Source organism: Micromonospora sp. WMMC264 (assembly GCF_027497275.1).
In the GTDB taxonomy this organism is placed as follows: domain Bacteria; phylum Actinomycetota; class Actinomycetes; order Mycobacteriales; family Micromonosporaceae; genus Micromonospora; species Micromonospora chalcea.
Genome location: NZ_CP114907.1, coordinates 4,681,797 through 4,702,918 on the forward strand (window position 1 = coordinate 4,681,797; position 21,122 = coordinate 4,702,918).

General features: G+C 73.8%; 22 protein-coding genes. 11 read left to right on the plus strand and 11 right to left on the minus strand.

The genetic code is table 11. The features are described from left to right. Positions 1-41 precede the first annotated feature (41 nt). The 3 genes from O7542_RS20330 to O7542_RS20340 form a co-directional block, all read right to left on the minus strand. A complete protein-coding gene (locus tag O7542_RS20330; RefSeq protein WP_281605066.1) occupies positions 42-947 on the minus strand; it encodes a hypothetical protein in 906 nt (301 codons plus the stop codon). Positions 948-2,027: 1,080 nt separating this feature from the next. Next, positions 2,028-2,480 (minus strand): pyridoxamine 5'-phosphate oxidase family protein, encoded by a 453-nt coding sequence (locus O7542_RS20335; protein ID WP_281605067.1) that lies wholly within the window; start codon positions 2,478-2,480, stop codon positions 2,028-2,030. 43 nt (positions 2,481-2,523) lie between these two features. Continuing rightward, the gene (locus O7542_RS20340; protein WP_113971909.1) at positions 2,524-3,117 is read right to left on the minus strand and encodes a pentapeptide repeat-containing protein; all 594 of its coding nucleotides are present in this window, start codon (positions 3,115-3,117) and stop codon (positions 2,524-2,526) included. Positions 3,118-3,173: 56 nt separating this feature from the next. On the opposite strand from O7542_RS20340, the gene O7542_RS20345 reads away from it, so the two are divergent. Together O7542_RS20345 and O7542_RS20350 are read left to right on the plus strand one after the other, a co-directional pair. Continuing rightward, on the plus strand, positions 3,174-4,406 hold the full coding sequence (locus tag O7542_RS20345) for a serine hydrolase domain-containing protein (protein WP_281605068.1): 1,233 nt from the start codon (positions 3,174-3,176) through the stop codon (positions 4,404-4,406). Between the two features lie 54 nt (positions 4,407-4,460). After that, a complete protein-coding gene (locus O7542_RS20350) occupies positions 4,461-5,102 on the plus strand; it encodes an NAD(P)H-binding protein (RefSeq protein ID WP_281605069.1) in 642 nt (213 codons plus the stop codon). Position 5,103: 1 nt separating this feature from the next. On the opposite strand, the gene O7542_RS20355 is transcribed toward O7542_RS20350, so the two are convergent. Together O7542_RS20355 and O7542_RS20360 are read right to left on the minus strand one after the other, a co-directional pair. Beyond that, positions 5,104-5,568: a PPOX class F420-dependent oxidoreductase gene (locus O7542_RS20355; RefSeq protein WP_030272926.1), complete on the minus strand. Its 465-nt coding sequence runs from the start codon at positions 5,566-5,568 to the stop codon at positions 5,104-5,106. Positions 5,569-5,599: 31 nt separating this feature from the next. Further along, positions 5,600-6,241, minus strand: a complete 642-nt coding sequence (locus tag O7542_RS20360) for a hypothetical protein (protein WP_043326246.1) — start codon at positions 6,239-6,241, stop codon at positions 5,600-5,602. 256 nt (positions 6,242-6,497) lie between these two features. Here O7542_RS20360 and O7542_RS20365 point away from each other — a divergent pair, with 256 nt between their 5' ends. Beyond that, positions 6,498-7,277: a D-Ala-D-Ala carboxypeptidase family metallohydrolase gene (locus O7542_RS20365; protein ID WP_043326248.1), complete on the plus strand. Its 780-nt coding sequence runs from the start codon at positions 6,498-6,500 to the stop codon at positions 7,275-7,277. A gap of 124 nt (positions 7,278-7,401) precedes the next feature. Here O7542_RS20365 and O7542_RS20370 read toward each other — a convergent pair whose 3' ends face one another. From O7542_RS20370 to O7542_RS20385, 4 genes are all read right to left on the minus strand, one after another. Then, positions 7,402-7,986 (minus strand): hypothetical protein, encoded by a 585-nt coding sequence (locus O7542_RS20370; RefSeq protein WP_209960219.1) that lies wholly within the window; start codon positions 7,984-7,986, stop codon positions 7,402-7,404. Positions 7,987-8,073: 87 nt separating this feature from the next. Then, complete coding sequence (locus tag O7542_RS20375) at positions 8,074-9,498, minus strand: DUF234 domain-containing protein (RefSeq protein ID WP_281605070.1); 1,425 nt, start codon at positions 9,496-9,498, stop codon at positions 8,074-8,076. Between the two features lie 70 nt (positions 9,499-9,568). After that, positions 9,569-10,240, minus strand: a complete 672-nt coding sequence (locus O7542_RS20380) for a response regulator transcription factor (RefSeq protein WP_187692623.1) — start codon at positions 10,238-10,240, stop codon at positions 9,569-9,571. Then, entirely contained in the window at positions 10,237-11,472 is a 1,236-nt protein-coding gene (locus tag O7542_RS20385) for a histidine kinase (RefSeq protein ID WP_069087538.1), read from the minus strand. Before O7542_RS20385 ends, O7542_RS20380 begins: the two co-directional genes overlap by 4 nt. 132 nt (positions 11,473-11,604) lie before the next feature. Here O7542_RS20385 and O7542_RS20390 point away from each other — a divergent pair, with 132 nt between their 5' ends. The 7 genes from O7542_RS20390 to O7542_RS20420 all read left to right on the plus strand — a co-directional run bounded on the left by O7542_RS20390 (position 11,605) and on the right by O7542_RS20420 (position 18,053). Beyond that, complete coding sequence (locus O7542_RS20390) at positions 11,605-12,504, plus strand: ATP-binding cassette domain-containing protein (protein ID WP_281605071.1); 900 nt, start codon at positions 11,605-11,607, stop codon at positions 12,502-12,504. Continuing rightward, on the plus strand, positions 12,501-13,286 hold the full coding sequence (locus O7542_RS20395; RefSeq protein ID WP_069087540.1) for a hypothetical protein: 786 nt from the start codon (positions 12,501-12,503) through the stop codon (positions 13,284-13,286). Before O7542_RS20390 ends, O7542_RS20395 begins: the two co-directional genes overlap by 4 nt. 2 nt (positions 13,287-13,288) lie before the next feature. Next, positions 13,289-13,993 (plus strand): hypothetical protein, encoded by a 705-nt coding sequence (locus O7542_RS20400; protein WP_281606491.1) that lies wholly within the window; start codon positions 13,289-13,291, stop codon positions 13,991-13,993. Between the two features lie 153 nt (positions 13,994-14,146). After that, positions 14,147-14,953 carry a CDP-alcohol phosphatidyltransferase family protein gene (locus O7542_RS20405; protein ID WP_205795783.1) on the plus strand — a complete coding sequence of 269 codons (807 nt, stop codon included), beginning with the start codon at positions 14,147-14,149 and terminating at the stop codon, positions 14,951-14,953. Further along, positions 14,950-16,719 carry a sulfatase gene (locus O7542_RS20410; RefSeq protein WP_281605072.1) on the plus strand — a complete coding sequence of 590 codons (1,770 nt, stop codon included), beginning with the start codon at positions 14,950-14,952 and terminating at the stop codon, positions 16,717-16,719. The genes O7542_RS20405 and O7542_RS20410 overlap by 4 nt, the downstream gene beginning before the upstream one ends. Positions 16,720-16,732: 13 nt before the next feature. Next, on the plus strand, positions 16,733-17,476 hold the full coding sequence (locus tag O7542_RS20415) for an FkbM family methyltransferase (RefSeq protein WP_113972349.1): 744 nt from the start codon (positions 16,733-16,735) through the stop codon (positions 17,474-17,476). A gap of 37 nt (positions 17,477-17,513) precedes the next feature. Further along, positions 17,514-18,053: a DUF1697 domain-containing protein gene (locus tag O7542_RS20420; protein ID WP_043326260.1), complete on the plus strand. Its 540-nt coding sequence runs from the start codon at positions 17,514-17,516 to the stop codon at positions 18,051-18,053. A 9-nt stretch (positions 18,054-18,062) separates the two neighbouring features. Here the strand turns inward: O7542_RS20420 and O7542_RS20425 are convergent, their stop codons facing one another. Together O7542_RS20425 and O7542_RS20430 are read right to left on the minus strand one after the other, a co-directional pair. Further along, positions 18,063-19,064: an MBL fold metallo-hydrolase gene (locus tag O7542_RS20425; RefSeq protein ID WP_281605073.1), complete on the minus strand. Its 1,002-nt coding sequence runs from the start codon at positions 19,062-19,064 to the stop codon at positions 18,063-18,065. Positions 19,065-19,204: 140 nt separating this feature from the next. After that, the gene (locus tag O7542_RS20430) at positions 19,205-20,086 is read right to left on the minus strand and encodes a serine hydrolase (RefSeq protein ID WP_281605074.1); all 882 of its coding nucleotides are present in this window, start codon (positions 20,084-20,086) and stop codon (positions 19,205-19,207) included. Between the two features lie 38 nt (positions 20,087-20,124). Here O7542_RS20430 and O7542_RS20435 point away from each other — a divergent pair, with 38 nt between their 5' ends. Then, on the plus strand, positions 20,125-21,102 hold the full coding sequence (locus O7542_RS20435) for a LysR substrate-binding domain-containing protein (RefSeq protein WP_210871498.1): 978 nt from the start codon (positions 20,125-20,127) through the stop codon (positions 21,100-21,102). Positions 21,103-21,122 lie beyond the last annotated feature (20 nt).

Sequence of the window (21,122 nt, forward strand, 5' to 3'; positions counted from 1 at the left end):
TTCCAGTTCGTTACCTGGCGGCCGCTCGCCGGACCGGCCGCTCAGCTTACCGTGACCGCCTGCAGGGCCACCCCGTCGTTCTGCGCGCCGGTGACCGTCAGGGCCTGCCATTTGATCAGCAGCCGCTCCCCCGGGGCCGCCCGGAAGCGGATGACGTACTGGTAGAAGCGGTCGCCCGCAGCGAGGGCGACCTCACGGACGACGGGATCGCCGCCGCTGGACAGCGTCAGGTCGAGCCGCGCGCCGGCCGAGAACGTGCCGACGAACAGCCGGACCGTGCGCAGGTCCCCGCTCCCGGCCACCCCGAGCGTGAAGCTCTTCCCGGCGCCGCGCTGGAAGACACCCGCCCGGGTGCCCTCCTGGCGCGCTGTCGGCGTACCGTCGGTCCACTGGAGATCACAGGCGCCCGCGTTGTGCTCCAGCCGCTCGCCACCCGGATCCTGGATCTCGCCGGTGCCGCCCGCCTTGCGATGGAAGCTGTCCGCGCCGGTACCGCCCCAGTGCCGCCAGTCCCGCGTACCGAGCGCGGTGAGCGACAACGCCCCCGGCAGCGGCGCCAGGTCCACGTCGAGCAGCGGACCGCCGGGTGACACCGGGTCGGCCGGCGCCTGATCGGGCGCCTGGTCGCCGGGCGCCTGATCGCTCGGCGCCGCCACGGGCGACGTCTCCCGGTTCGACGGTGGCGCGGGTGACCGGCCCGCGTACGCCAGCGCCGCCACCAGCCCGGTCACGGTCACCGCCGCCAGCACGGCGCGCCGGCGCCGACGACGGGCCCGGGCCACGGCGACCCGGGTGGCCGGGGCGTCGACCGGGGGCCGGGTCGGGCCGAGTGTCAGCCTGGTTCGCGCCGCGTCGCGCAGCCGGACGCCGATCCCGCCCGCCAGATCGCCGATCCGGCCGGCCAGGTCGCCGATCCCGCTGGTCAGGTGGCCGATCCCGCTGGTCATATCGGCGAGGCGCGCCGGGATGCTCTCCCGGGCGGAGTGCCGGCCCGGTCTCGCTTCTGTTTCGGCCACCTGCGGCGGGCCGGGTTCGGCCGGATCTGAAGCGGGCCGGACCGGCGACGGAGCGGACAGGTGCAGTCCGATCGGCGCCGGCCCGACCAGCGGAACCCGACCGCCGGGCGGGTTCGGACGGGACTCGGGGCCGGCCGAAGCAGCCGCCCCGGAGACGAGTGGCCTCGGGCCGAGCGAACCCGGAGCGGGCGTGCCGGAGCCGGGCGGACCCGGAGCAGGCGCACCCGGGCTGAGCGGACCCGAAGCGATCGAGCCCGAAGCGATCGAGCCCGGGGCAAGCGGGCCCGGGGCAAGCGGGCCCGGGGCAAGCGCGCCCGGGGCAAGCGCGCCCGGGGCAAGCGCGCCCGGGGCAAGCGCGCCCGGGGCGGGCGTGTCCGCCGGGAGCGGGCCGGCGGCCGGAAGGTCGAGAGCCGGCGGTCCGCCGGCGCGCGGAGGCGGCCACACAGCGGTACCGGGCGGATCCAGGTCGACCGGCGGCACCGGATCGTCCGCGCCGGAAGGTGCGCGTTCGGCGTCCGGGGGCGTCACCGGCCGGGACACGCCGGGGTCGGTGTTCCCGGGCAGGCGGCGTGGACCGGTGGGCCGCGCCGGCGCGTCTGCCGATTCGTCCGGCGCGGGCAGCCAACCCCCGACCCGGATTCCGGTCCGCGCGATGTCGTCCTCAGCCACCGACCCTCCTCGGCCACCGGCGGCGAGCGGCCCGACCCCGTGGCTCGCCGTAGGGAGGATGACACAGAACGCGATCTTGCAGAAGGCATCCGCCCTCGCAATTCCCACGCACCCCACGCCGCCAACCCGCCCCACGGACCAGATCTTGGAAGATTCAGGTCCCCATAGGAGCCATTTCCTTCCAAGATCTCCCCCGGCCGGCGCGCCCACCCTCGTCAACCTGTTGATCATGAGGTTGGCGGGGATATTCCGGGCGCGGAATGCCGTCAACTTCATGATCGACGGGAGCGGGCGGGGGTGGGGAGCGGGGCGGGTGGGGAGCGGGCGGGATGGTGGGTGGCGTCAGTGGCGGGTGCGGCGGCGCAGGCCCCGGGTGGGGTGCCAGCTCTCGATCAGCAGGTGGTCGGGCGGGTCGCCGACCCGGGTGAGCACCACCTCGGTCAGCTCGATCCGGAAGCTGTGCGAGCCGTCCTCGGCGGGCTGCTCCTCGTGCGCCCGGCCGGCGATCTTCGCGTCCCCGTCCCAGGTGGACGGGTCGTCCGGCGGGGCGTCCTCGGTCGGGCTGTGCAGCGCCACCCGAGGATCGCGGCGCAGGTCGAGCGCCTTGACCGCGCCGGCCATGCTGCCCAGCCGCAGCTGCCCGTCGTCACCGAAGTCGAACTCGGTGCCGCTGATCCGCGGCGAGCCGTCCCGCCGCAGTGTCGCCATCGTGCCGTGCTTGCGGACCGCGAAGCGGGCGCGTATCCGCGCCGCGAACTCGGGTTCGGCCGCCACCAGATCGGACCACCATGTCATGCGCCCGATTCTGGCCGGGAAACCTGACAACCCGCGGCAGCTTTCAGCCGACCTGGAAACCGAGCGCCTGGGCCAGCATCACCGCCTGCTCGGCGTCGATCCGCGCGCCGGAACGCTGCACCGCCGTCGGGTCGAGCGCGGACAGGTCGCTGCCGCGCAGGTCGGCCCGGATCAGCTTGGCGGCGTGCAACTGGGCGCCGGAGAGGTCCACGCCGGTCAGCGTCGCGCCGGTGAGGTCGGCGCCGCTCAGGTCGACCTCCCGCATCCGTACGTCGGTGATCCGTGCCCCGCGCAGGTCGGCGCCGGCGAGCGTGACGAAGGACCAGTCGCCCCGGTCGATCCGCAGCGGGCGCAGGTCGCAGCGGTCGAACGTGCTGCCGACCAGCTTGCAGCCGGTGAACTCGGCCTCGAAGAGGTTGCACTTGCTGAACGAGCACCTGGTGAACGCCGAGTCGGTGTGCCGGGAGGCGTTGAACGCCACGTTGCCGAACACGCAGTCGGTGAAGACCGCGCCCCGGCTGACCGCCTCGGTCAGGTCGACGTGGAAGAACTCGCACCGTACGAAGTGCCTGTCGGCCAACTCCTCGGCGTACCAGTCCTGCTGGCGGTAGGTGACGTCCTCGACCGGCTCCGGCATGCCACCGACCCTAGTGACACTTCCCGGCCGCGATACCTGCGGGTAGGTTCGCGGTCGTGAGTGTCACCGTGAGCACCGACCCCGGACGTGTCGGCCTCGATCCCGCCCGGCTGGCGCGGATCGACGAGCACTTCGCCCGGTACGTCGACGACGGCCGGCTCGCCGGCTGGCAGATCGTCGTCACCCGCCGGGGCGAGATCGCCCACTCCTCGACGTACGGGCTGCGCGACCGGGAGGCCGGTACGCCGGTCGAGGCGGACACGCTCTGGCGCATCTACTCGATGACCAAGCCGATCACCTCGGTCGCCGCGATGATGCTCTGGGAGGAGGGCCGGCTCGAGCTGAACGACCCGGTCAGCCGCTGGCTGCCGGAGTTCGCCGACGTACGGGTCTACGACCGGGGTTCGGTGCTGAAGCCGTACACGGTGCCGACGGTCGAGCCGATCCGGATCTGGCACCTGCTCACCCACACGGCCGGCCTGACGTACGGCTTCGCCCAGGTGTCGGTGGTCGACGGCCTCTACCGGGCGGCGGGCTTCGACCTGGGTGTGCCGCCGGGCGCGGACCTGGCGGCGGCCTCGGCCGGGCTGGCCCGGCTGCCGCTGCTGTTCCAGCCCGGCACGAGCTGGAACTACGGCGTCTCCACCGACGTCCTGGGCCGCCTGGTCGAGGTGATCTCCGGGCAGTCGCTCGACGCGTTCTTCGCCGAGCGGATCCTGGGCCCGCTGGGCATGACCGACACCCGCTGGTGGGTGGACGCGGCGGACGCGAAACGCCTGGCCGCGCTCTACGCCCCGCACCCGGCGACCGGTCAGGCGGTACGCGCCGACGGGGTGGGCCGGGCCGCGCTGGCGGAGCCGACGTGGCACTCCGGCGGCGGCGGGCTGCTCTCCACGGCGGCCGACTACCACCGGTTCACCCAGTTCCTGCTGCGTGGCGGCGAGCTGGACGGGGTGCGCCTGCTCGGGCCGCGCACGGTGCGCTTCATGACCCGCAACCACCTGCCCGGCAACCGGGACCTGGCCTCGTTCTCGCCGGAGGGCTTCGCCGAGACGATCCTCGACGGGGTCGGCTTCGGGCTGGGCTTCGCGGTCGTGCTGGACCCGGTGCCGTCGCGGGTGCCGAGCAGCGTCGGCGAGTTCTACTGGGGCGGCCTGGCCAGCACCGCGTTCTGGGTGGACCCGGTGGAGGAGGTCACCGCGCTGCTGTTCACCCAGTTGATGCCGTCCAGCACGTACCCGCTGCGCAGCCAGTTGCGCCAGCTCGTCTACTCGGCGATCGTCGACTGAGCCGGTTCGGCGGAACTCCCGCCGCCCGCCGACAGGCTGCCTAGCCTGTGAGGCATGAGCGACATCGTCGTGTTCGGCGCCGGCGGGACGGCGGGCTCGCGGATCGCCGCGGAGGCGGTCGAGCGGGGGCACCGGGTGACAGCGGCGGTGCGGCGTCCGGAGGCGGTCGGCTACCTACCCCCAGGCGTACGCACGGTGACCGGCGACGCCACGTCGGCGCGGAGCGTACGCGAACTGGCCGAGGACGCGGATGTGCTGGTGGTGGCCATCGGCGGCGGCGAGCGGACCCTGTGGCGCGACGCCGCGCGGACGCTGGTCGACACGCTGCGTGAGTTGCCGGACCCACCTCGGGTGATCCACGTCGGCGGTGGCTCGACGCTGCTCACGCCGAAGGGGACCCGGTATCTGGACGAGCCGGACTTCCCGGAGGAGTACCGGGACTCGGCGCACGGTCAGGCCGACGCGCTGGAGTTCTACAGGTCCAGCGCCGACGGAGTGACCTGGACGTACGTCTCCCCGCCGCCGCTGGAGTTCCACCCGGGCGAGCGGACCGGGCACTACCGCACCGGCACCGACCACCCGGTGACCGACGCGCAGGGCCGTTCGGTGCTCACCTACGAGGACCTGGCGGTGGCGATCGTCGACGAGATCGAGGATCCGCGCTTCGGCAACGCCCGGTTCACGGTCGCGTACTGATTCAGTCGGCCAGCCGGGCCGGGAAGCCGCCGGTGGCGATCGGGCCCCAGGACTCGATCGTGACCCGGATCAGCGACTTGCCCTGCGCGACCATGGCCGACCGGTACTCGTCCCAGTCCGGGTGCTCGCCGGAGATGCTGCGGAAGTACTCGACCAGCGGTTCCAGCGCCTCGGGCAGGTCGAGCACCTCGGCCACGCCGTCGACCTGCACCCACGGGCCGTTCCAGTCGTCGGAGAGCACGCACGCGGAGACGCGCGGGTCGCGGCGGATGTTGGCGACCTTGGCACGCTCGGGATAGGTGGAGATCACCAGCCGGCCCTCGGCATCCACCCCGCAGGCCACCGGGGAGGACTGCGGGCGCCCGTCGGAGCGGGTGGTCATGAGCACGACGTGGTGGCGGGGGCGGAGGAACTCGATCAGGGCGTCCCGGTCGACCCGGGTGTTCTTCGCGATGCTGCGTGCCATGCCTCGGTTCTACCAGGCATGTCCGTCGTTCTCAGCGCGGGCGGCCGGCGGACCGCTGCGCGGTGACCTGCTCCGGCACGCGCGGGCGGGCCGAGGGCCGCCAGGCGCGGCCGTTGGCGTAGATCACCCGGAAACCGAGGTACGCGGCCAGCGGCGCCCAGTGCGCCGAGCGCATCCGCAGCTCGGCGGCGTTGTGCCGCTGCCCGTTGGCGAGCACGTCGAGCAGCACCGTCTCGAAGGCGGCCGACTCGACCCAGTCCACCTCGCGGGTGAAGCCGCAGATCAGCGCCGCGCCGGTGACGTCGAGGAACTCGCGCAGCGTGGCGTCGGAGGCACGCAGCACCGAGCAGCTGCCGAAGTAGAGGCGGCGGCCCTCGCAGCGGCCGGCCATCCGCTCGGCCACGTCCGACAGCTCGACCGAGTCCCAGTCGGTGAGGCAGAGCCGGCTCGGCTCGCCGTGCATGGCGAAGAAGCCCACCCGGTGGTCGGCGTACTGCTTGAGCAGCCAGCGGTCGACGAAGTAGAACAGCTCGTCGCGGGTGGCCGCGTCCTTGTGGATGTAGCGGATGCGGCCGAGCCGCTCCAGCAGGTCGAGCGTGGGCAGGACGGACCCGCGTTCGTTGAGGTCGCGGTGCCACTGCCCCTCGACGCAGAACACGCCGCCACGCGCCAACGCCCACCTCCCCGCCCGTCGAGGTCGCCGCCCGGTCCGGGAGCAGACGTTACCGGTCACGTCCGACGGGCGACACCCGGCAGCGCGTACGCAAACAGGCAGTATTCACAGCCAATACCCAGCAACCGGGCGATGTGAGAACAATTTCCGCTAATCACCACGAAGAATCCTCGTACCTGTCACGGTGAGAGGGACGGGACGTACCGGTCGATGTGCCCGTCGGATCCCAGTTCCGCTCTGACATCGGGAGGACTCTGTGCGCGTCAACACCCTGAAGCGGGCGGCGGTCGCGTTCGCGCTGGCCCTGCCCGGGGCCGCCGTGGCGACAGTCGTGGCCGCGCCACCGGCGCACGCCGACGGCTGCTACACCTGGAACCGGACGCTGTCCCAGGGAAGCTCCGGCGACGACGTCCGGCAGCTCCAGATCCGGGTGGCCGGCTGGGCGGCGTACGGCGGCATCGTCCGGGTCGACGGCGTGTACGGCCCGGAGACGGCCGCCGCGGTCAAGCGCTTCCAGACCGCGTACGGGCTGCGCGCCGACGGCGTGGCCGGGCCGCAGACGTTCGCCAGGATCTACGACCTGCAGAAGGACAGCGACTGCACGCCGAAGCACTTCAGCTACGCCGAGCTGGACAACGGCTGCGGCAAGGGCGGGTGGGCCGGTGGCCCGCTCTCCGCGTCGGCCACCCGGGAGAACGCGCTGCGCACCATGTGGAAGCTGGAGGCGCTGCGGCGCAGCCTCGGCGACAAGCCGCTCTACGTGACCAGCGGGTTCCGCAGCATCGCCTGCAACCGGCAGGTCGGCGGCGCCGCGGACAGCCAGCACCTCTACGGCAACGCGGCCGACCTGATCGCCAAGCACCGCAGCCTCTGCGACATCGCCCGCTCGGCCCGCAGCCGGGGCTTCAGCGGCATCTACGGCCCCGGCTACCCGGACCACGACGACCACACGCACGTCGACTCGCGGCGGGAGAACAACCGGGACAAGTCGTCGAACACGAAGGGCTGGTCCGCACCGGACTGCGGAGTCAAGTGATGCGGTGACGGCGGCCCGGACCGGGGGTGGGGGCTCCCCGTCCGGGCCGCCGTCGGCATGCTCCGGCGCGACCGACGCCACTCCGCGACGAGGCGTCGGCGCGACCGGAACCGGGCGCCGGGCGTCAGCTCGCCCGGGGCCAGCGGGGCCGGGCGGTGGGAGCCGACCGCCCGGCGACCGGCCGCAGACCGGGCCGCACCGGCGGCGCGGCGGCCCGCGGAACCGCACCGCGCGCCGCCTGCGCCGCGGCGGGGCGGGCGGCCTGACCCGGCACCGACCGGGCCGGCTGTCCGGGCACAGGGCGGCCGACCTGACCGGGTACGCCGGGCCGCGCCACCTGACCGGGTACGCCCGGTCGCGCCGTCTGACCGCGGGCGGCCTGCCCGGGGGCGGGACGGGCGCCGGACGGTCCGGTCAGCACGAACGGGAAGGGCACGTGCACGAACGGGTTGCCGTGCCGGATCAGCGCGTCGATCTGGCGGTCGTTGAGACCGTGTGTCTCCAGCACGCGCCGGCCCCAGCGATGCAACCGGCAGGGGAACGACGAACCGTCGTTGCGGCACTTCGGCCCCGCGGGCCACTCCTCGGCGGCGTGCACCACCACCGCCCGGACCGCGAGGCGGACGTCCTCAGGGGTCAACGGCGCCGGTACCGGCACCTCGCCCAGGATCTGGTCGATGGGATCCGTCGACTGCTCACCAACTCGCACGGCAGGCCTCCCGCAGTTCGGCAGCGGTGCGGCGGAACGGCCGCACCACATCCTCGACCACTGGTACGGCCGGATGACGGCAGCAGTTCAATCCCGCCACGCGGCGAGCAGTTCGGCCGGCCCGAGCGCGGTGACTCCGTCGACCGCACGGCCACTGCGCACCACCGCGACGACCGGTGTGTCGTCGTCGGCACCCGGTAGCTGGGCGCGGTGGTGAAGCAGCCGGGCCAGGTCGTGACCGTCGAACGCGCCGTTCTCCAGCCACTTGACCGAGCCCACGAACGTGATCCGCTTGGCCACCGGGCTCCGATCGCCGCCGACCAGGTCGATCTCGGGATCGTTGGTACGCGTCCAGTACCCGCCCACCTCCGCCGTCCCGGACGGCAGGCTCCCCGGCGGCAGCCGCCGCAGGGACTCCCGGATCACCGGCTCGACCGCACGCCCTCGCCATGAGGTCCAGGACGAATGGATGCGGGCGAGCGTCAGATCCCCTCTGCCGCGCTCGATCTCGGCGAGGTAGGGGTCGAGGAAGGCGAGCCAGAAGCGGAGATACGGATCGGCGACCACGTAGCGGGTCTCGCGCGACGGACGGGTGGACAGCGGGAGGGCGGCCTCCACGACCCGCTTGTCGGTCAGCAGTCGGAGCGCGCGGTGCAGCGACGCCTGCGGGATTCCGCCGGCCGCCCGCGCGATGGAGGAGGAGGTGCGCTCCCCGGAGCCGATGGCGCGCAGCACCACGCCCGGCTGGGACTGCGGCGGAAACTCGGCAGCGAGGGCCCGTTCCCCGCTGACGAGCAGCGCGGAAGTGGGGTCCGGGACGGCCTGGGCGAGGTAGTCGCGCACGGTCTCGCCGGGGGCCCAGTCGTCGAGGACGAGCGGCAGGCCACCGGTGACGAGGTACGCGTCGATGGCATCCGCCGGCGGCAACTGGAGCATCTCGGCCACGTCGCCGGGGCTCAGGGGCGGCACGACCATCTCGGTCGCGCGCTGGTGGAACGGGCGGCCGTAGTCGTTGAGCGCCTCCATCATCGCCAGGTCCGAGCCGACGCAGATCAGCAGGACCGGCCGACGGGACAGCTCCCGGTCGAAGACCTTCTGGAGGGTGCCCTCGAAGCCGGGATCGGTGGCGATGAGGTAGGGCATCTCGTCGAGCACGACGACGCTGGGCTGATCCGTGGGCAGCGCGGCGGCGAGGAGGGTGAGAGCCGCGTCCCAGGTGGCCGGCGCCTGTCCGGCGAACAGACCCGCTCCAGGGAGCGTCGAGCCGGCCGCCGCTTCGACGAAGAGCCGCAGGTCGGCGGCGGGGGTGGGTTGCGCCGAGGCGGTGAAGAAGAGGTGGGGTACGCCCGCGCGCTCGACGAACTCCTCAACGAGGCGGGACTTACCCACCCGTCGGCGTCCACGCATGAGCAGCGCCCGTCCCGGGCGCCCCGCCCGGCCGCCGCGTTCGACGCGCGCCAACATGCCGTCGAGCCGGGCCAGCTCCCTCGTCCTGCCGACGAAACCGGCCACGTCATCACCTCATACTCTCAGGACGGATACTCTCATCTCTGATAGTATCCCGAATGAGAGTGTCTGCGCCTCAGACCAGGCCGGCGTCCTGGACCAGCAGGGCCACCTGCACACGGTTGTTCAGGTCGAGCTTCGTCAGCAGCCGGGACACGTACGCCTTCACCGTCGCCACGCTCATGAACAACTCGGCGGAGATCTCGGCGTTGGTGCGGCCCCGGCCGAGCAGCACCGCGACCTCCCGTTCCCGTTCGGAGAGCCCGTCGAGCAGCCGTACCGCCCGCTCCCGCTTCGGGTCCGGGCCGGGCGCCGGCGCGGCGCCGGTGACGTGCGCGATGAGTTTCCGGGTCACCGCCGGGGACAGCGTCGCCTCCCCCGCCGCGACCCGGCGTACCGCCGCCACGATCTCGGCCGGCGGGGTGTCCTTGAGCAGGAAGCCGCTCGCCCCGGCCCGCAGCGCCCGCAGCACCTGCTCGTCGGCGTCGAACGTGGTGAGCACCAGCACCTCGGGCGGTTCCGCTGTGGCACGCAGCGCCTCGGTGGCGGCCAGGCCGTCGACCCGGGGCATGCGGATGTCCATCAGCACCACGTCCGGGGCGTGGGCGGCGACGGCCTGGGGCACCTCGGCGCCGTCGGTGGCCTCGCCGACCACCGCGAGGTCGGGTACGCCGCCGAGGATCATCGACAGCGCGCCGCGGACCAGCGGGTCGTCGTCGACGATCAGTACCCGTACCGGGGCGCTCACTGCGCCGCCCAGGGCAGCCAGGCGGTCAGCCGGAACGTGCCGTCGGCGTCCCGCCCGTGTTCCAGGCGGCCACCGGCGAGCGTGACCCGCTCGGCGATGCCGACCAGGCCGGTGCCGGTGCCCGGGATCGCGGTGGCCGGGCTGCCCACCGGCCACGGGTTGCTGATCTCCACCACCAGCCCGTCACCCGGGCCACCGGCCAGCCGGACGGTCACCACCGCGCCGGGCGCGTGCTTGCGGGCGTTTGTCAGCCCCTCCTGCACGATCCGGTACGCGCTGCGCCCGATCGCCGCGGGCACCGCCTCCGGCTCGGTCACCTCGTCGACGACGGCGACCCGTACCCCGGCGTCGCGGCTCTCGGCGACCAGCGCGGGCACGTCGGCCAGCGTGGGCTGCGGCCGTTCCGGCGTGGCCTCGGAGCCGACCTCGGCCCGCAGCACGCCGATCACCTCGCGCAGGTCCTGGAGCGCGGCGTGCGCGCTGGCCCGGATCACCCCGGCCGCCCGCGCCACCTCCTCCGGCGGCGCGTCCGGCCGGAACTCCAGCGCGCCCGCGTGCAGGCTGAGCAGGGAGATCCGGTGGGCGAGCACGTCGTGCATCTCCCGGGCGATCCGGCCGCGTTCGAGCTGCCGGGCCTGGTCGAGCCGGAGCTGCTGCTCGGCCTCGGCCCGCTCGGCGCGGTCGCGCAGGGACAGCACCAGCTGGCGGCGGGCCCGGACGAACAGCGCCCACGCCACCACCACGCCGATGAACAGCGCGGTCCAGATCACCGAACCCCAGAACGGCATCGTCGGGTCGGGCCGGACGGCGAGGTAGACCGGCAGGCTGAGCACGTTCCAGGCCGCCAGGGCCAGGCCCACCGGCAGTGGCCGGTGCACCAGCACGGTGAACGTGATGACGAGCAACGCGACGCCGGAGGTGACCGAGAAGAACACCAGCGGCGCGGTGGCCAGTGCCAGCCCGACCGGCCAGCGCCGGCGCAGCCAGAGCGCCCCGCTGATCCACAGGCCGATCAGCAGGTCGACCTCCTCCAGCCAGGCCGGACCGGCGTTGAGCCCGAACTCCGGGCTCGCGCTGGTGACGTCGCCGTGAGCGATGAGCACCCAGAGCAGCGAGGCCACGAACAGCGCGCCGTCGACGAACCAGTCCCGCGGGGTCCGCCGGGCGGTCCGGGCGGGCACCAGGGAGCCCGGCAGGAGCCAGGGATGATCGGGTACGACGGCGCTGCTCACCCACCCATGCTAGGAAGCCGTCCGGACCGGCTACCAGCTACCAAAGTCGACGACTGCGGTGAACCGAGGTCGACGGCGACGCCGACCGCCGGCCGCAGCGCGTGGCCGGGTGGCCCCGGCAGGCTCGACGGCATGATCGAAGTCGACCAGCTCACCAAGCGGTACGGCCCGCACACAGCCGTCGCGGACGTCACGTTCCGGTGCGAACCGGGCACAGTGACCGGTTTCCTCGGGCCGAACGGCGCCGGGAAGTCCACCACGATGCGGATGATCTGCGGGATGACGCCGCCCACAGCGGGCGGCGCCACGGTCGCCGGCCGCCCCTACCGCGACCTGCCCAATCCGGGGCGGGAGATCGGCGTGCTGCTCGACGCCTCGGCGCAGCACGCCGGACGCACCGGACGGGAGGCGCTCACGCTCGCCGCCCGCACCATGGGCGTGGACCGGGCGCGGGTGGCGGCGGCACTGGACCGGGTCGGGCTGAACGAGACCGCCGCCCGGCGCCGCGTCGGGGCGTACTCCCTGGGCATGCGGCAGCGGCTCGGCCTGGCGCTGGCGCTGCTGGGTGACCCCCGGGTGCTGATCCTGGACGAGCCGGCCAACGGCCTCGACCCGGAGGGGATCTTCTGGATGCGCGGCCTGCTGCGCGACTTCGCCGACCGGGGCGGCACGGTGCTGCTCTCCTCGCACCTGCTGCGCGAGGTGGAGGCGGTGGCCGACCGGCTGGTGGTGATCGGCGGGGGCCGAGTGGTCGCCCAGGGCGGCAAGGACGAGCTGCTGGCAGGCGCCGGCACGCTGGTGCGCGCCCGCGACGCGCACGCCCTGCGCCTGACGCTGGAGCGGGCCGCGCTGCCCGCCACGGCCGGCACCGACGGCGGCTATGTGGTCCGGGCCGAGCCGGGTCAGGTCGGCCAGGCCGCGGCGGACGCCGGACTGGTCCTCACCGAGCTGCGCCCGGCCGGCAGCGGCGGCCTCGAACAGCTCTTCCTCACCCTCACCGGCGGCGCGTCGACCAAGGAGGCCGTCCGATGACCACCGCCACCCGTACCCCAGCGCCGCCGCGTCCCGAGGCCGCCGTCGCCGGACCGACGCTGGCCCGGCTGACCGCCGTCGAACTGCGCAAGCTCGCCGACACCCGGGCCGGACGGTGGCTGCTGATCACGATCGGGCTGATCGCGGCCGTGATCGTGGTGGTGCAGCTGTTCGTCGTCGAGGCGCCGGACCAGACGTTCACCGCCTTCTTCACCCCGTCGCTGCTGCCGGTCGGCCTGCTGCTGCCGGTGCTCGGCATCCTCTCCATCACCGGCGAGTGGTCGCAGCGCACCGCGCTCACCACGTTCGCGCTGGTGCCCCGCCGGGAACGGGTGATCGTCGCCAAGCTCGCCGCCGTGGTGCTGGCCGCGCTCGCCTCGGTGCTGGTCAGCCTCGCGGTCGCCGCGGTCGGCACGCTCGCCGCCGGCGCCACCGGCGGGGCGGGCGCCTGGACGTTCGACTGGCAACTGCTGCCGCACGCGGCCGTGTTCCAGGTGGTGAACGTGCTGATGGGCGCCGCCTTCGGGCTGCTGCTGCTGAACACGCCGCTGGCGATCGTCACCTATCTGCTGCTGCCCACGGTGTGGAGCCTGCTCGCCGCGATGATCTCCGCGCTGCGGGAGCCGGCCCGCTGGCTCGACACGTCGTACACGATGGAGCCGCTGCTCGGCGCCGAGATGACCGGCGGGCAGTGGGGCCGGCTCGGCGTCTCGCTCGCCGTCTGGGTGCTCCTGCCGCTGGTCGCCGGTCTGGTCCGCACGCTGCGCCGGGAGGTGTCGTGACCATGGTGGCCCGGCACACCGGCGAGGACGTCGTGGTCGACGGCGGACGCGGCGAGCTGGTGCTGTTCTGGGCGGGGTTCCCGCTGCTCGGGGCGGGACTGGGCGCCGGGCTGACCGCGCTGTCCGGCTGGATCGCCGGGCTGCCCTGGTTCCCGTTCCAGGGCCTGTTCGAGCTGCTCGACCGGTGGCCGGACGAGCGGGCGTACCCGATCGGGGCCGGGCTGGGCCTGCTCGGCGGCCTGGCCCTGGCGGTGGTGGCGGTACGCGACCGGCTGACCGTCACGGTCGGGCACCACACGGTACGGCTGCACCGCGACGGGCACGGCCGGGACGTGGCCCACGCCGACGTCGCCGGGGTGTTCGTCGACGGTGAGGCGCTGGTGCTGCTGGACACCGCCGGCGGCGAGCTGGCCCGGGAGAAGTCCGACCTGGACACCGAGCGGCTGCGGGAGGCGTTCACCCGGCAGGGCTGGCCGTGGACCGGGCAGGACCCGCACCGGGACGCGTACCGCAGGTGGGTCGAAGGGCTGCCCGACCTGCCGCCGGGCGCGGACGCCCTGCTGCGCGCCCGGCAGCGGGCGCTCGACGGCGGCCACGACGCCGAGACCCGGGAGCTGCACGGGGAGCTGGCCCGGCTCGGCGTCGTGGTCCGCGACGAGGGCAAACGGCAGTACTGGCGGCTGGTCCCCGGACCGCCGCCGCGCTGACGGCCTCCGCTCCGGCGCCTGATCCGCGCGGTGCCCGCCGCGACGCCGGTGGACGTGACAAGTCACATCGCTGGCGCGTTTCCGGCATCAGAACGAACTGTTCGGGCATGTTCTCCGTACACAGGTGTGGTACGTGACGTCTACCTCGGAGGCATGGTGTCCGCAGTTCGAACTGATCCATTCGCGGGGGCGATACTCCAGGTCGGCGTACTGGCGGCCCTGGCCGGCACGGTCGGCCTGAGCGCGTACGGCTGGCTGGCCGGTCTGCTCTTCGGGGTGGTCATGGTCGCGGCGCTCGGATACGGGCTGCGCCGCTCGGGCGCGGACCGGCTCGGCCCGGCCGACTGGGTGACGCTCACCCGGGCCACGCTCGCCGGCGGGGTGGCCGCGTTGACAGTCGAGGCGTTCCGCGGCCCGATCGCGGTGCCGGTGCTGGTCGCGCTGGCCGCCGTGGCCCTCTCCCTGGACTGGGTCGACGGCCAGGTGGCCCGGCGCACCGGCACGACCAGCGCGCTCGGCGCCCGGTTCGACATGGAGGTCGACTCCTTCCTCGTCCTGGTCCTCTGCGGGTACGTCGCCGACCAGGTGGGCGCCTGGGTGCTGGTGATCGGCGCGATGCGGTACGTCTTCGTCGCCGCCGGCTGGGTGCTGCCGTGGATGCGCGGCTCGCTGCCGCCGCGCTACTGGCGCAAGGTGGTCGCCGCCACGCAGGGCATCGCGCTGACGGTGGTGGCGGCCGGTGTGCTGCCCCGGCCGCTGGCCCTCGCGGTGGTGCTCGGCGCGCTCGCGCTGCTGGTCGAGTCGTTCGGACGCGACGTCGGCTGGCTGTGGCGGCACCGCGTACGGCCGGCGCTCCCGGCGGCACCGGTCTCCCCCGCGCCGGCGGGCCACGGGTCCGAGTGGACGCCGGGCACGCGGATCGTGCGCCAGCCCGTCGAGGTCGGCGGGCGGCGCCGGTGACCGACCTGTCCCGGCCGGCCGACGGCGACGACGTCCCGGCCGGCGCCACGTACACGGAAGACAGCACGCCGGACAGCGCCGGCGCCTCGGCCGAGAGCGGCGACCGCACCCCGAACGACAGGGAGACGAGCGACCCGGGCAACGACGCGGTCGGCGCGTGGAGCGCCCGGCGGCTGCTCGGCGCGGCGGTCACCGCGCTGGCCGGAGCGCTCGTGCTGGTGGCCCTGGTCGCGCCGAGCGAGGCCAAACTGCTGTCCCTCGGGGCGTTGCTCCGCATCCCGGTGGAAGGGCTGCTCGCCGTCGCCCTGCTGCTGGTCCTGCCGGCCCGCCCGCGCCGCGTGGTGGCCACGGTGCTCGGCGCGCTGCTCGGCCTGATCCTGGTGCTCAAGGTCACCGATCTCGGGTTCTCGATGGTGCTCGACCGGCGCTTCGACCTGATCGCCGACTGGACGTTCCTCGGTGCGGGCGCGGAGTTCCTGTCCGAGTCGTACGGCGGGGCCGCCGAGGTGGGCGCGATCGCCCTGGCCGTGGTCGCGGCGCTCGCCGTACCGGTGCTGGTGACGCTCTCGGCGCGGCGGCTGGCCCGCGCCGCGGCGGCCCACCGCCGGGTGACCACGCGCGCCGTCACCGCGCTCGCCGCCGCCTGGGTGGTCTGCGCCGTGCTCGGCGCGCAGATCGTGCCCGGCCTCCCGGTCGCCGCGGACACCGTCGCCGCCGACGTCTTCGACCGTGCCCGGCAGGTGCGGGCGGGCCTGAACGACAAGGAGACGCTGAACACGCAACTCGCCGGCGACCCGTTCCGGGACGTGCCGGGTGAGCAGATGCTCACCGCGCTGCGCGGCAAGGACGTGCTGTTCACGTTCGTGGAGAGCTACGGCCGGGTCGCGCTGGAGGACCCGGAACTGGCCCCGGAGGTGGACGCCGTCCTCGACGAGGGGACCCGGCAGTTGCGCGCGGCCGGTTACGGCAGCCGCAGCGCGTTCCTCACCTCGTCCACCACCGGCGGTGGAAGCTGGCTCGCGCACGCCACGCTGATGAGCGGCATCCGCACCGACAACCAGTTGCGCTACACCAACCTGGTACGCAGCGACCACCTGACCCTCAACGGCGCGTTCAAGCGCGCCGGCTGGCGGACCGCGCTCGTCATGCCGGCGCTGAACCGGGCGTGGCCGGAGGCGGCATTCTTCGAACCCGACACGCTGTACGGGGCAAAGGAACTCGGCTACAAGGGGCCGCTGTTCAGCTTCTCCTCGCCACCGGACCAGTACACGCTGGCGGAGTTCCAACGCCGCGAGCGCGGCCCCGGGCGCACCCCCGTGATGGCCGAGATCCCGCTGCTCTCCAGCCACCTGCCGTGGACGCCGGTCCCGCCCCTCGTCGGCTGGGACGACATCGGCGACGGCTCGGTCTACAAGGGAACGGCGCGCGCCGACCGCTCGGCGGAGGGCACCCGGGAGGCGTACCGGCAGGCCGTCGTGTACTCGCTGCGCACGCTCATCTCCTACGTGCAGCGGTACGGTGACGAGAACCTGGTGGTGGTGTTCCTCGGCGACCACCAGCCCGCCCGCACGATCACCGGCGACGACGCCGGCAAGGACGTGCCGATCACCGTCGTCGCGAAGGACCCGGCAGTGCTCGACCGCATCGCCGGATGGGGCTGGCAGGACGGGCTCAACCCGGACCCGCAGGCCCCGGTCTGGCCGATGGAGTCGTTCCGGGACCGCTTCCTGCGGGCGTTCGGACCGCAGTCCACCACTCACAGTTAGGGATGTCGTGACGATGCTCGCGCGGGCCTGGGGGATCACCCGTTCCCTGGCCGTCTACCACGGTCAGCCGGCCAAGCACCGGCGTGCCCGGCAGCTCTACGGGCAGTTCCTCTCCCCCGGCGACCTCGCCTTCGACATCGGCGCCCACGTCGGCGGCCGGGTGCGCACCTGGCGGCGGCTGGGCGCGCGGGTGGTCGCGGTGGAGCCGCAGCCCGACTGCCTGCGGGTGCTGCGCCTGGGGTTCGGGCGGGACGCCGACGTGGTGATCGAGCCGACGGCGGTCGGTGCGCGGTCCGGGAGTGCGCGGCTGGAGCTGTCGTCGGCGACGCCGACGGTGTCCACCATGTCGTCGTCCTGGATCGAGTCGGTCACCGCCGATCCGAGCTTCGCCGGGGTCCGCTGGGACCGGTCGGTCGAGGTGCCGGTGGTGACGCTCGACGACCTGGTGGCGCGGCACGGCGTACCGGCGTTCTGCAAGGTCGACGTCGAGGGCTTCGAGGTCGACGTGCTGTCCGGGCTCAGCCACCCGGTGCGCGGGCTGTCCTTCGAGTACCTGCCACCGGCGCACGACGCCGCGCTCGCGTCGCTGGACCTCGTGGAACAGCTGGGCGCGTACCGCTACAACTACTCGCCGGTGGAGACCATGCGGTTCGCGAGCGAGAGCTGGCTGGACGCGGCCGGGCTGGTGCGGCTGCTGGAGACGTACCGCCCGGCCGGTCGCTCCGGCGACGTCTACGCCCGGCTGTCGGACTCCTGACGTAGGGTCGGCCCCGAGCACGAGCCGAGGAGGGCCGATGGCCAGGTACGCCGCTCTGCTGCGGGCCGTCAACGTCGGGGTCAACAAGCTGGCCATGGCCGACCTGCGCCGCGTGGTCACCGACCTCGGTCACACCGACGTCAAGACCTACCTGCAGAGCGGCAACGTGGTCTTCACCAGCCCGCCGGCCCGGCCGGAGACGCTGGCCGAGGGCATCGCGAACCGGCTCGGCGACGAACTGGGCCTGCGGGTGCCGGTGCTGGTCCGCGACGGGGACGAGCTGGCCGCGGTGGCCGCCGCGAGCCCGTACGCGGGCCGGCAGGACGACCACACGCGGGTGCTCGTGGTGTTCCTGTCGGCCGCGCCCGCCGCCGCGCGGGTGCGCGAGCTGGCCGTGCCGCCGGGCGAGACGATGGAGTACGAGGTGATCGGCCGGGAAGCGCACCTGCACTTCCCGGCCGGCGGCTACGGACGGACGAAGTTCACCGCCGCGTACCTGGAGAAGAAGCTGGGTGTGGTGGCGACGGCCCGCAACTGGCGTTCGGTGCTGGCCCTGCGCGACCTCACCGCCGCCTGAGCGACGCCGTCAGAACCGGTACGCCGTGTGGTACTCGGGCACCAGCACACGGCTGCGCGGCGAGACCCGGCGTACCTCTGCGACGAGGGCGTCCAGACGTTCCCGGTCGTTGTCTGCGACAGTCGGCGGGTTGGTGAGCGGCGTCTCGAAGTTGTCCCAGTGCACCGGCACCACGACCTTCGGACGGTCCAGCGCGGCCATCAGCCGGGGCACGTAGTCGGCGGTCGCCGTGGTGGCGGCGGAGGCGACCATCGCGACGTCCGGGGCCAGTCCGCTCAGCTTGCGCTCGTCGAAGTCGCTGGCGCCCATGAAGAACACGGACGGTCCGCCGTCGTTCCGGATCTGGTACGCCAGCGTGTCGCCCTCGGGCAGGTCGGCGATCGTCTCCGGGCGGGGCGGCGGGCTGACCCGTACCCCAGGGAAGGCCATCGACCAGGTGGGATTCCGGCTGTGCAGCGAGCCGACCACCTCCACCGTGTACCCGTCGAAGTCGAGCACCTCGCCGCCCTTGACCGGGGCCAGTTGCCCGGTCGGCAGCCCGTACGCCAGGCCGAGGTGGTACGCGGTGAGCGTGCCGAAGACCCGGGCACCGGTCCGGACGGCGATGTGCGGCACGTCGTTGAAGTGGTCCCAGTGGGTGTGGGTGACGAGAATGTTCTCCGCCCGGTCGGCGAGCCGGTCGACCACGTCGGCGGCCACTGTCAGCCGGGTGTCCGGGTTGAACGGCTTCCGGAACAGCCCGGTGTCGTACCGGCTCAGGTACGGGTCGACGAGCACCGTCCGGTCCCCCATGTCGATCCGCCAGCCGGAGGTCCCCCACCAGCGGAAGCTCACCGCGCCGCGGCGGCGCGTACCGCCGGCGGTGCGGCTCGGCGCGGCAACTGGGTTCGGCCCGGCGGCTCGGGCCGGGGCGCCGGCGACGAGTCCGGCGGTGCTGACGACGGCGGCGCCGACTGCGGTGTCGCGTAGCAGTCGACGGCGGGCGTAGCCGGACGGCTGGTTCTCGGGCATGTGTCGCCCTCCCCGTTCGGGATCGGTGATCGGTAGGCCCAGACCACCACCCCGCCGGCGCCGATGTCCAAGATCGATGAGCGCAACAGCCGATATCCGGACCGATATCACCGCAGGTCAGGCCGAGGGCTCGGCCTGCATCAACGCAAGGATTCGACAGCGGTCCGGGCTGCCTCCCCCATTGCCAGGTCCACATCGATCCGGCGGGCGGCAAGCCGTTCAGCGCGTACCGCCACCGCTATCGCGTACCTGCGGCCGTCGGGATACTCCGCGACGCCCGCTTCGAGGTGCAGTCCCGGCAGGGTGCCGGTCTTCCCGGCGACCCGGACCCCGGGCGGGAAACCGGCGGCCAGCCGGGTCCAGAAGAGCTGCCGTGCCATCAACTCCCGGACCATGGCGCACGCGGACGCCGGGCCGGCCTCGTCCCGCCACACCAGACGGAGCAGCCGGGTCAGCTCCCGGGCGGTGCTGGAGCTGGTGTGCTCGGGGTCGAAGACCCGCATCGCGCGGACCCGTTCGGGCGACAGGGTGGGGAAGATCCGCGCGAAGTCCGCCTCGGTGCGTGCGCCCACGTCGGAGAGCATCGTCTCGACGAGTTGCCGGGGGCCGCCGACGATCCGGGTGCGCGGCAGGTCCAGCTCCGCGGCCAGCATCGGCAGCACGTCCGCCCCGACCCGGCGCAGCAGAAGGTCGGCCGCCGTGTTGTCACTCACCGACATGGCCAGGTACGCGAGGTCGCGCAGGGAGACCTCCACGTCGTCGGCGCAGCCGGCCACACCCCAGCCGCCGAGCCGGTCGGCGGCACCGGCAAGCACCCGTTCGGTCGGGTCGAGCTGGCCGGCGGCTGCCTGCCGGGCGAACTCCAGCACCACCATGATCTTGAAGATGGAGGCGATGACTATCTGCTCGTCGGCGCGCAGCGCCACCTCACCGCCGGTCGGGTCGTCCACGTCCACGACGTGCAGGCAACCCCGCACCCCGGCCCGCCCGAAGATCTCCCCGACCCGTTCCGCCACATCCACGCCGACACGGTAACCAGCGGCGACGCTAGGGTGCCCGGATGGACCTGCTGCGGCACCTGCGGCATTTCGTGGTGGTCGCCCGGGAACTGCACTTCGGCCGGGCCGCCGAGACGCTCGGCATGGCACAGCCGCCGCTGAGCCAGTCGATCCAGCGTTTGGAGCGGGAGCTGGGCGTCACCCTGTTCGACAGGTCACAGCGCCAGGTCGGCCTCACCACCGCCGGCCAGTTGCTGCTCGGCGAGGCCGACGAACTGCTGGCCGGTGAACGCCGGCTGCGTCACCTCGCCGAGCGGGTCCGCCGGGGCGCGCTCGGGGTGCTGCGCGCCGGCGTACCCCCGGAGACCCCGGCCGTGACGTTGCGCGCGCTGCTCGACGCGCTCGCGGCCCGCGCGCCCGGGCTCGCCCTCGACCTGCACGAACTGACGAGCGCCGAGCAGCACCGGATGCTCACGGACGGGCGGCTGGACGTCGGCCTGCTGCACCATCCGGTCGACGGGGCCGGGCTGCGCTTCGGTGAGCCGGTGGACGTACCTGTGGGTGTGCTGCTGCCCCGGGCCTCGCCGCTGGCCCGGCCGCGGGAGATCGCGCTCGCCGATCTGGCCGGCATGGACCTGGTCACCGCGCCACCGGCCACCGCGCCCGGCTGGCACGAGCATCTGCTGACCGTGTGCCGGCAGCACGGTTTCGCCCCGGCCCGGGTCCGCCCCGCGCGCAACCCGGAGTTCCTGTTCGGTCTGCTGCTCACCGGCGGCGCGGTCGCCGTTGAGCCCGCCGCGCTGGCCCGCCGGGAACCGCGTATCGCCTGGCGACCGATCACCGGCACGCCGCTGGTCCGGCGGATCTCCGCGGCCTGGCCGATCCGGGCGGCGCACCCGGCCGCGCCGATGTTCGGCCACCTCGCCACCGAGACGCTGACCGCGCCAGACGAACCGGGCGGGCCGGCGCTCCTCGCCCCGGCGGCCCGGCCGTGGCCGGTGCTGTTCGAGGCCGGCCGGGACGAAAAGTTGGCCCGCTGACCTCCCGCAGTTCACCCCGA

Bases quoted from the DNA above. Each gene is read 5' to 3' on its own strand.
- O7542_RS20355 (WP_030272926.1), bottom strand. From the start codon at position 5,568: ATGGCACGCAGCATCGCGAAGAACACCCGGGTCGACCGGGACGCCCTG.
- O7542_RS20400 (WP_281606491.1), top strand. From the start codon at position 13,289: ATGGTGGCCCGGCACACCGGCGAGGACGTCGTGGTCGACGGCGGACGC.
- O7542_RS20420 (WP_043326260.1), top strand. From the start codon at position 17,514: ATGGCCAGGTACGCCGCTCTGCTGCGGGCCGTCAACGTCGGGGTCAAC.
- O7542_RS20435 (WP_210871498.1), top strand. From the start codon at position 20,125: ATGGACCTGCTGCGGCACCTGCGGCATTTCGTGGTGGTCGCCCGGGAA.
- O7542_RS20405 (WP_205795783.1), top strand. From the start codon at position 14,147: ATGGTGTCCGCAGTTCGAACTGATCCATTCGCGGGGGCGATACTCCAG.
- O7542_RS20340 (WP_113971909.1), bottom strand. From the start codon at position 3,117: ATGCCGGAGCCGGTCGAGGACGTCACCTACCGCCAGCAGGACTGGTAC.
- O7542_RS20390 (WP_281605071.1), top strand. From the start codon at position 11,605: ATGATCGAAGTCGACCAGCTCACCAAGCGGTACGGCCCGCACACAGCC.
- O7542_RS20335 (WP_281605067.1), bottom strand. From the start codon at position 2,480: ATGACATGGTGGTCCGATCTGGTGGCGGCCGAACCCGAGTTCGCGGCG.
- O7542_RS20395 (WP_069087540.1), top strand. From the start codon at position 12,501: ATGACCACCGCCACCCGTACCCCAGCGCCGCCGCGTCCCGAGGCCGCC.
- O7542_RS20425 (WP_281605073.1), bottom strand. From the start codon at position 19,064: ATGCCCGAGAACCAGCCGTCCGGCTACGCCCGCCGTCGACTGCTACGC.
- O7542_RS20415 (WP_113972349.1), top strand. From the start codon at position 16,733: ATGCTCGCGCGGGCCTGGGGGATCACCCGTTCCCTGGCCGTCTACCAC.
- O7542_RS20330 (WP_281605066.1), bottom strand. From the start codon at position 947: ATGACCAGCGGGATCGGCCACCTGACCAGCGGGATCGGCGACCTGGCC.
- O7542_RS20350 (WP_281605069.1), top strand. From the start codon at position 4,461: ATGAGCGACATCGTCGTGTTCGGCGCCGGCGGGACGGCGGGCTCGCGG.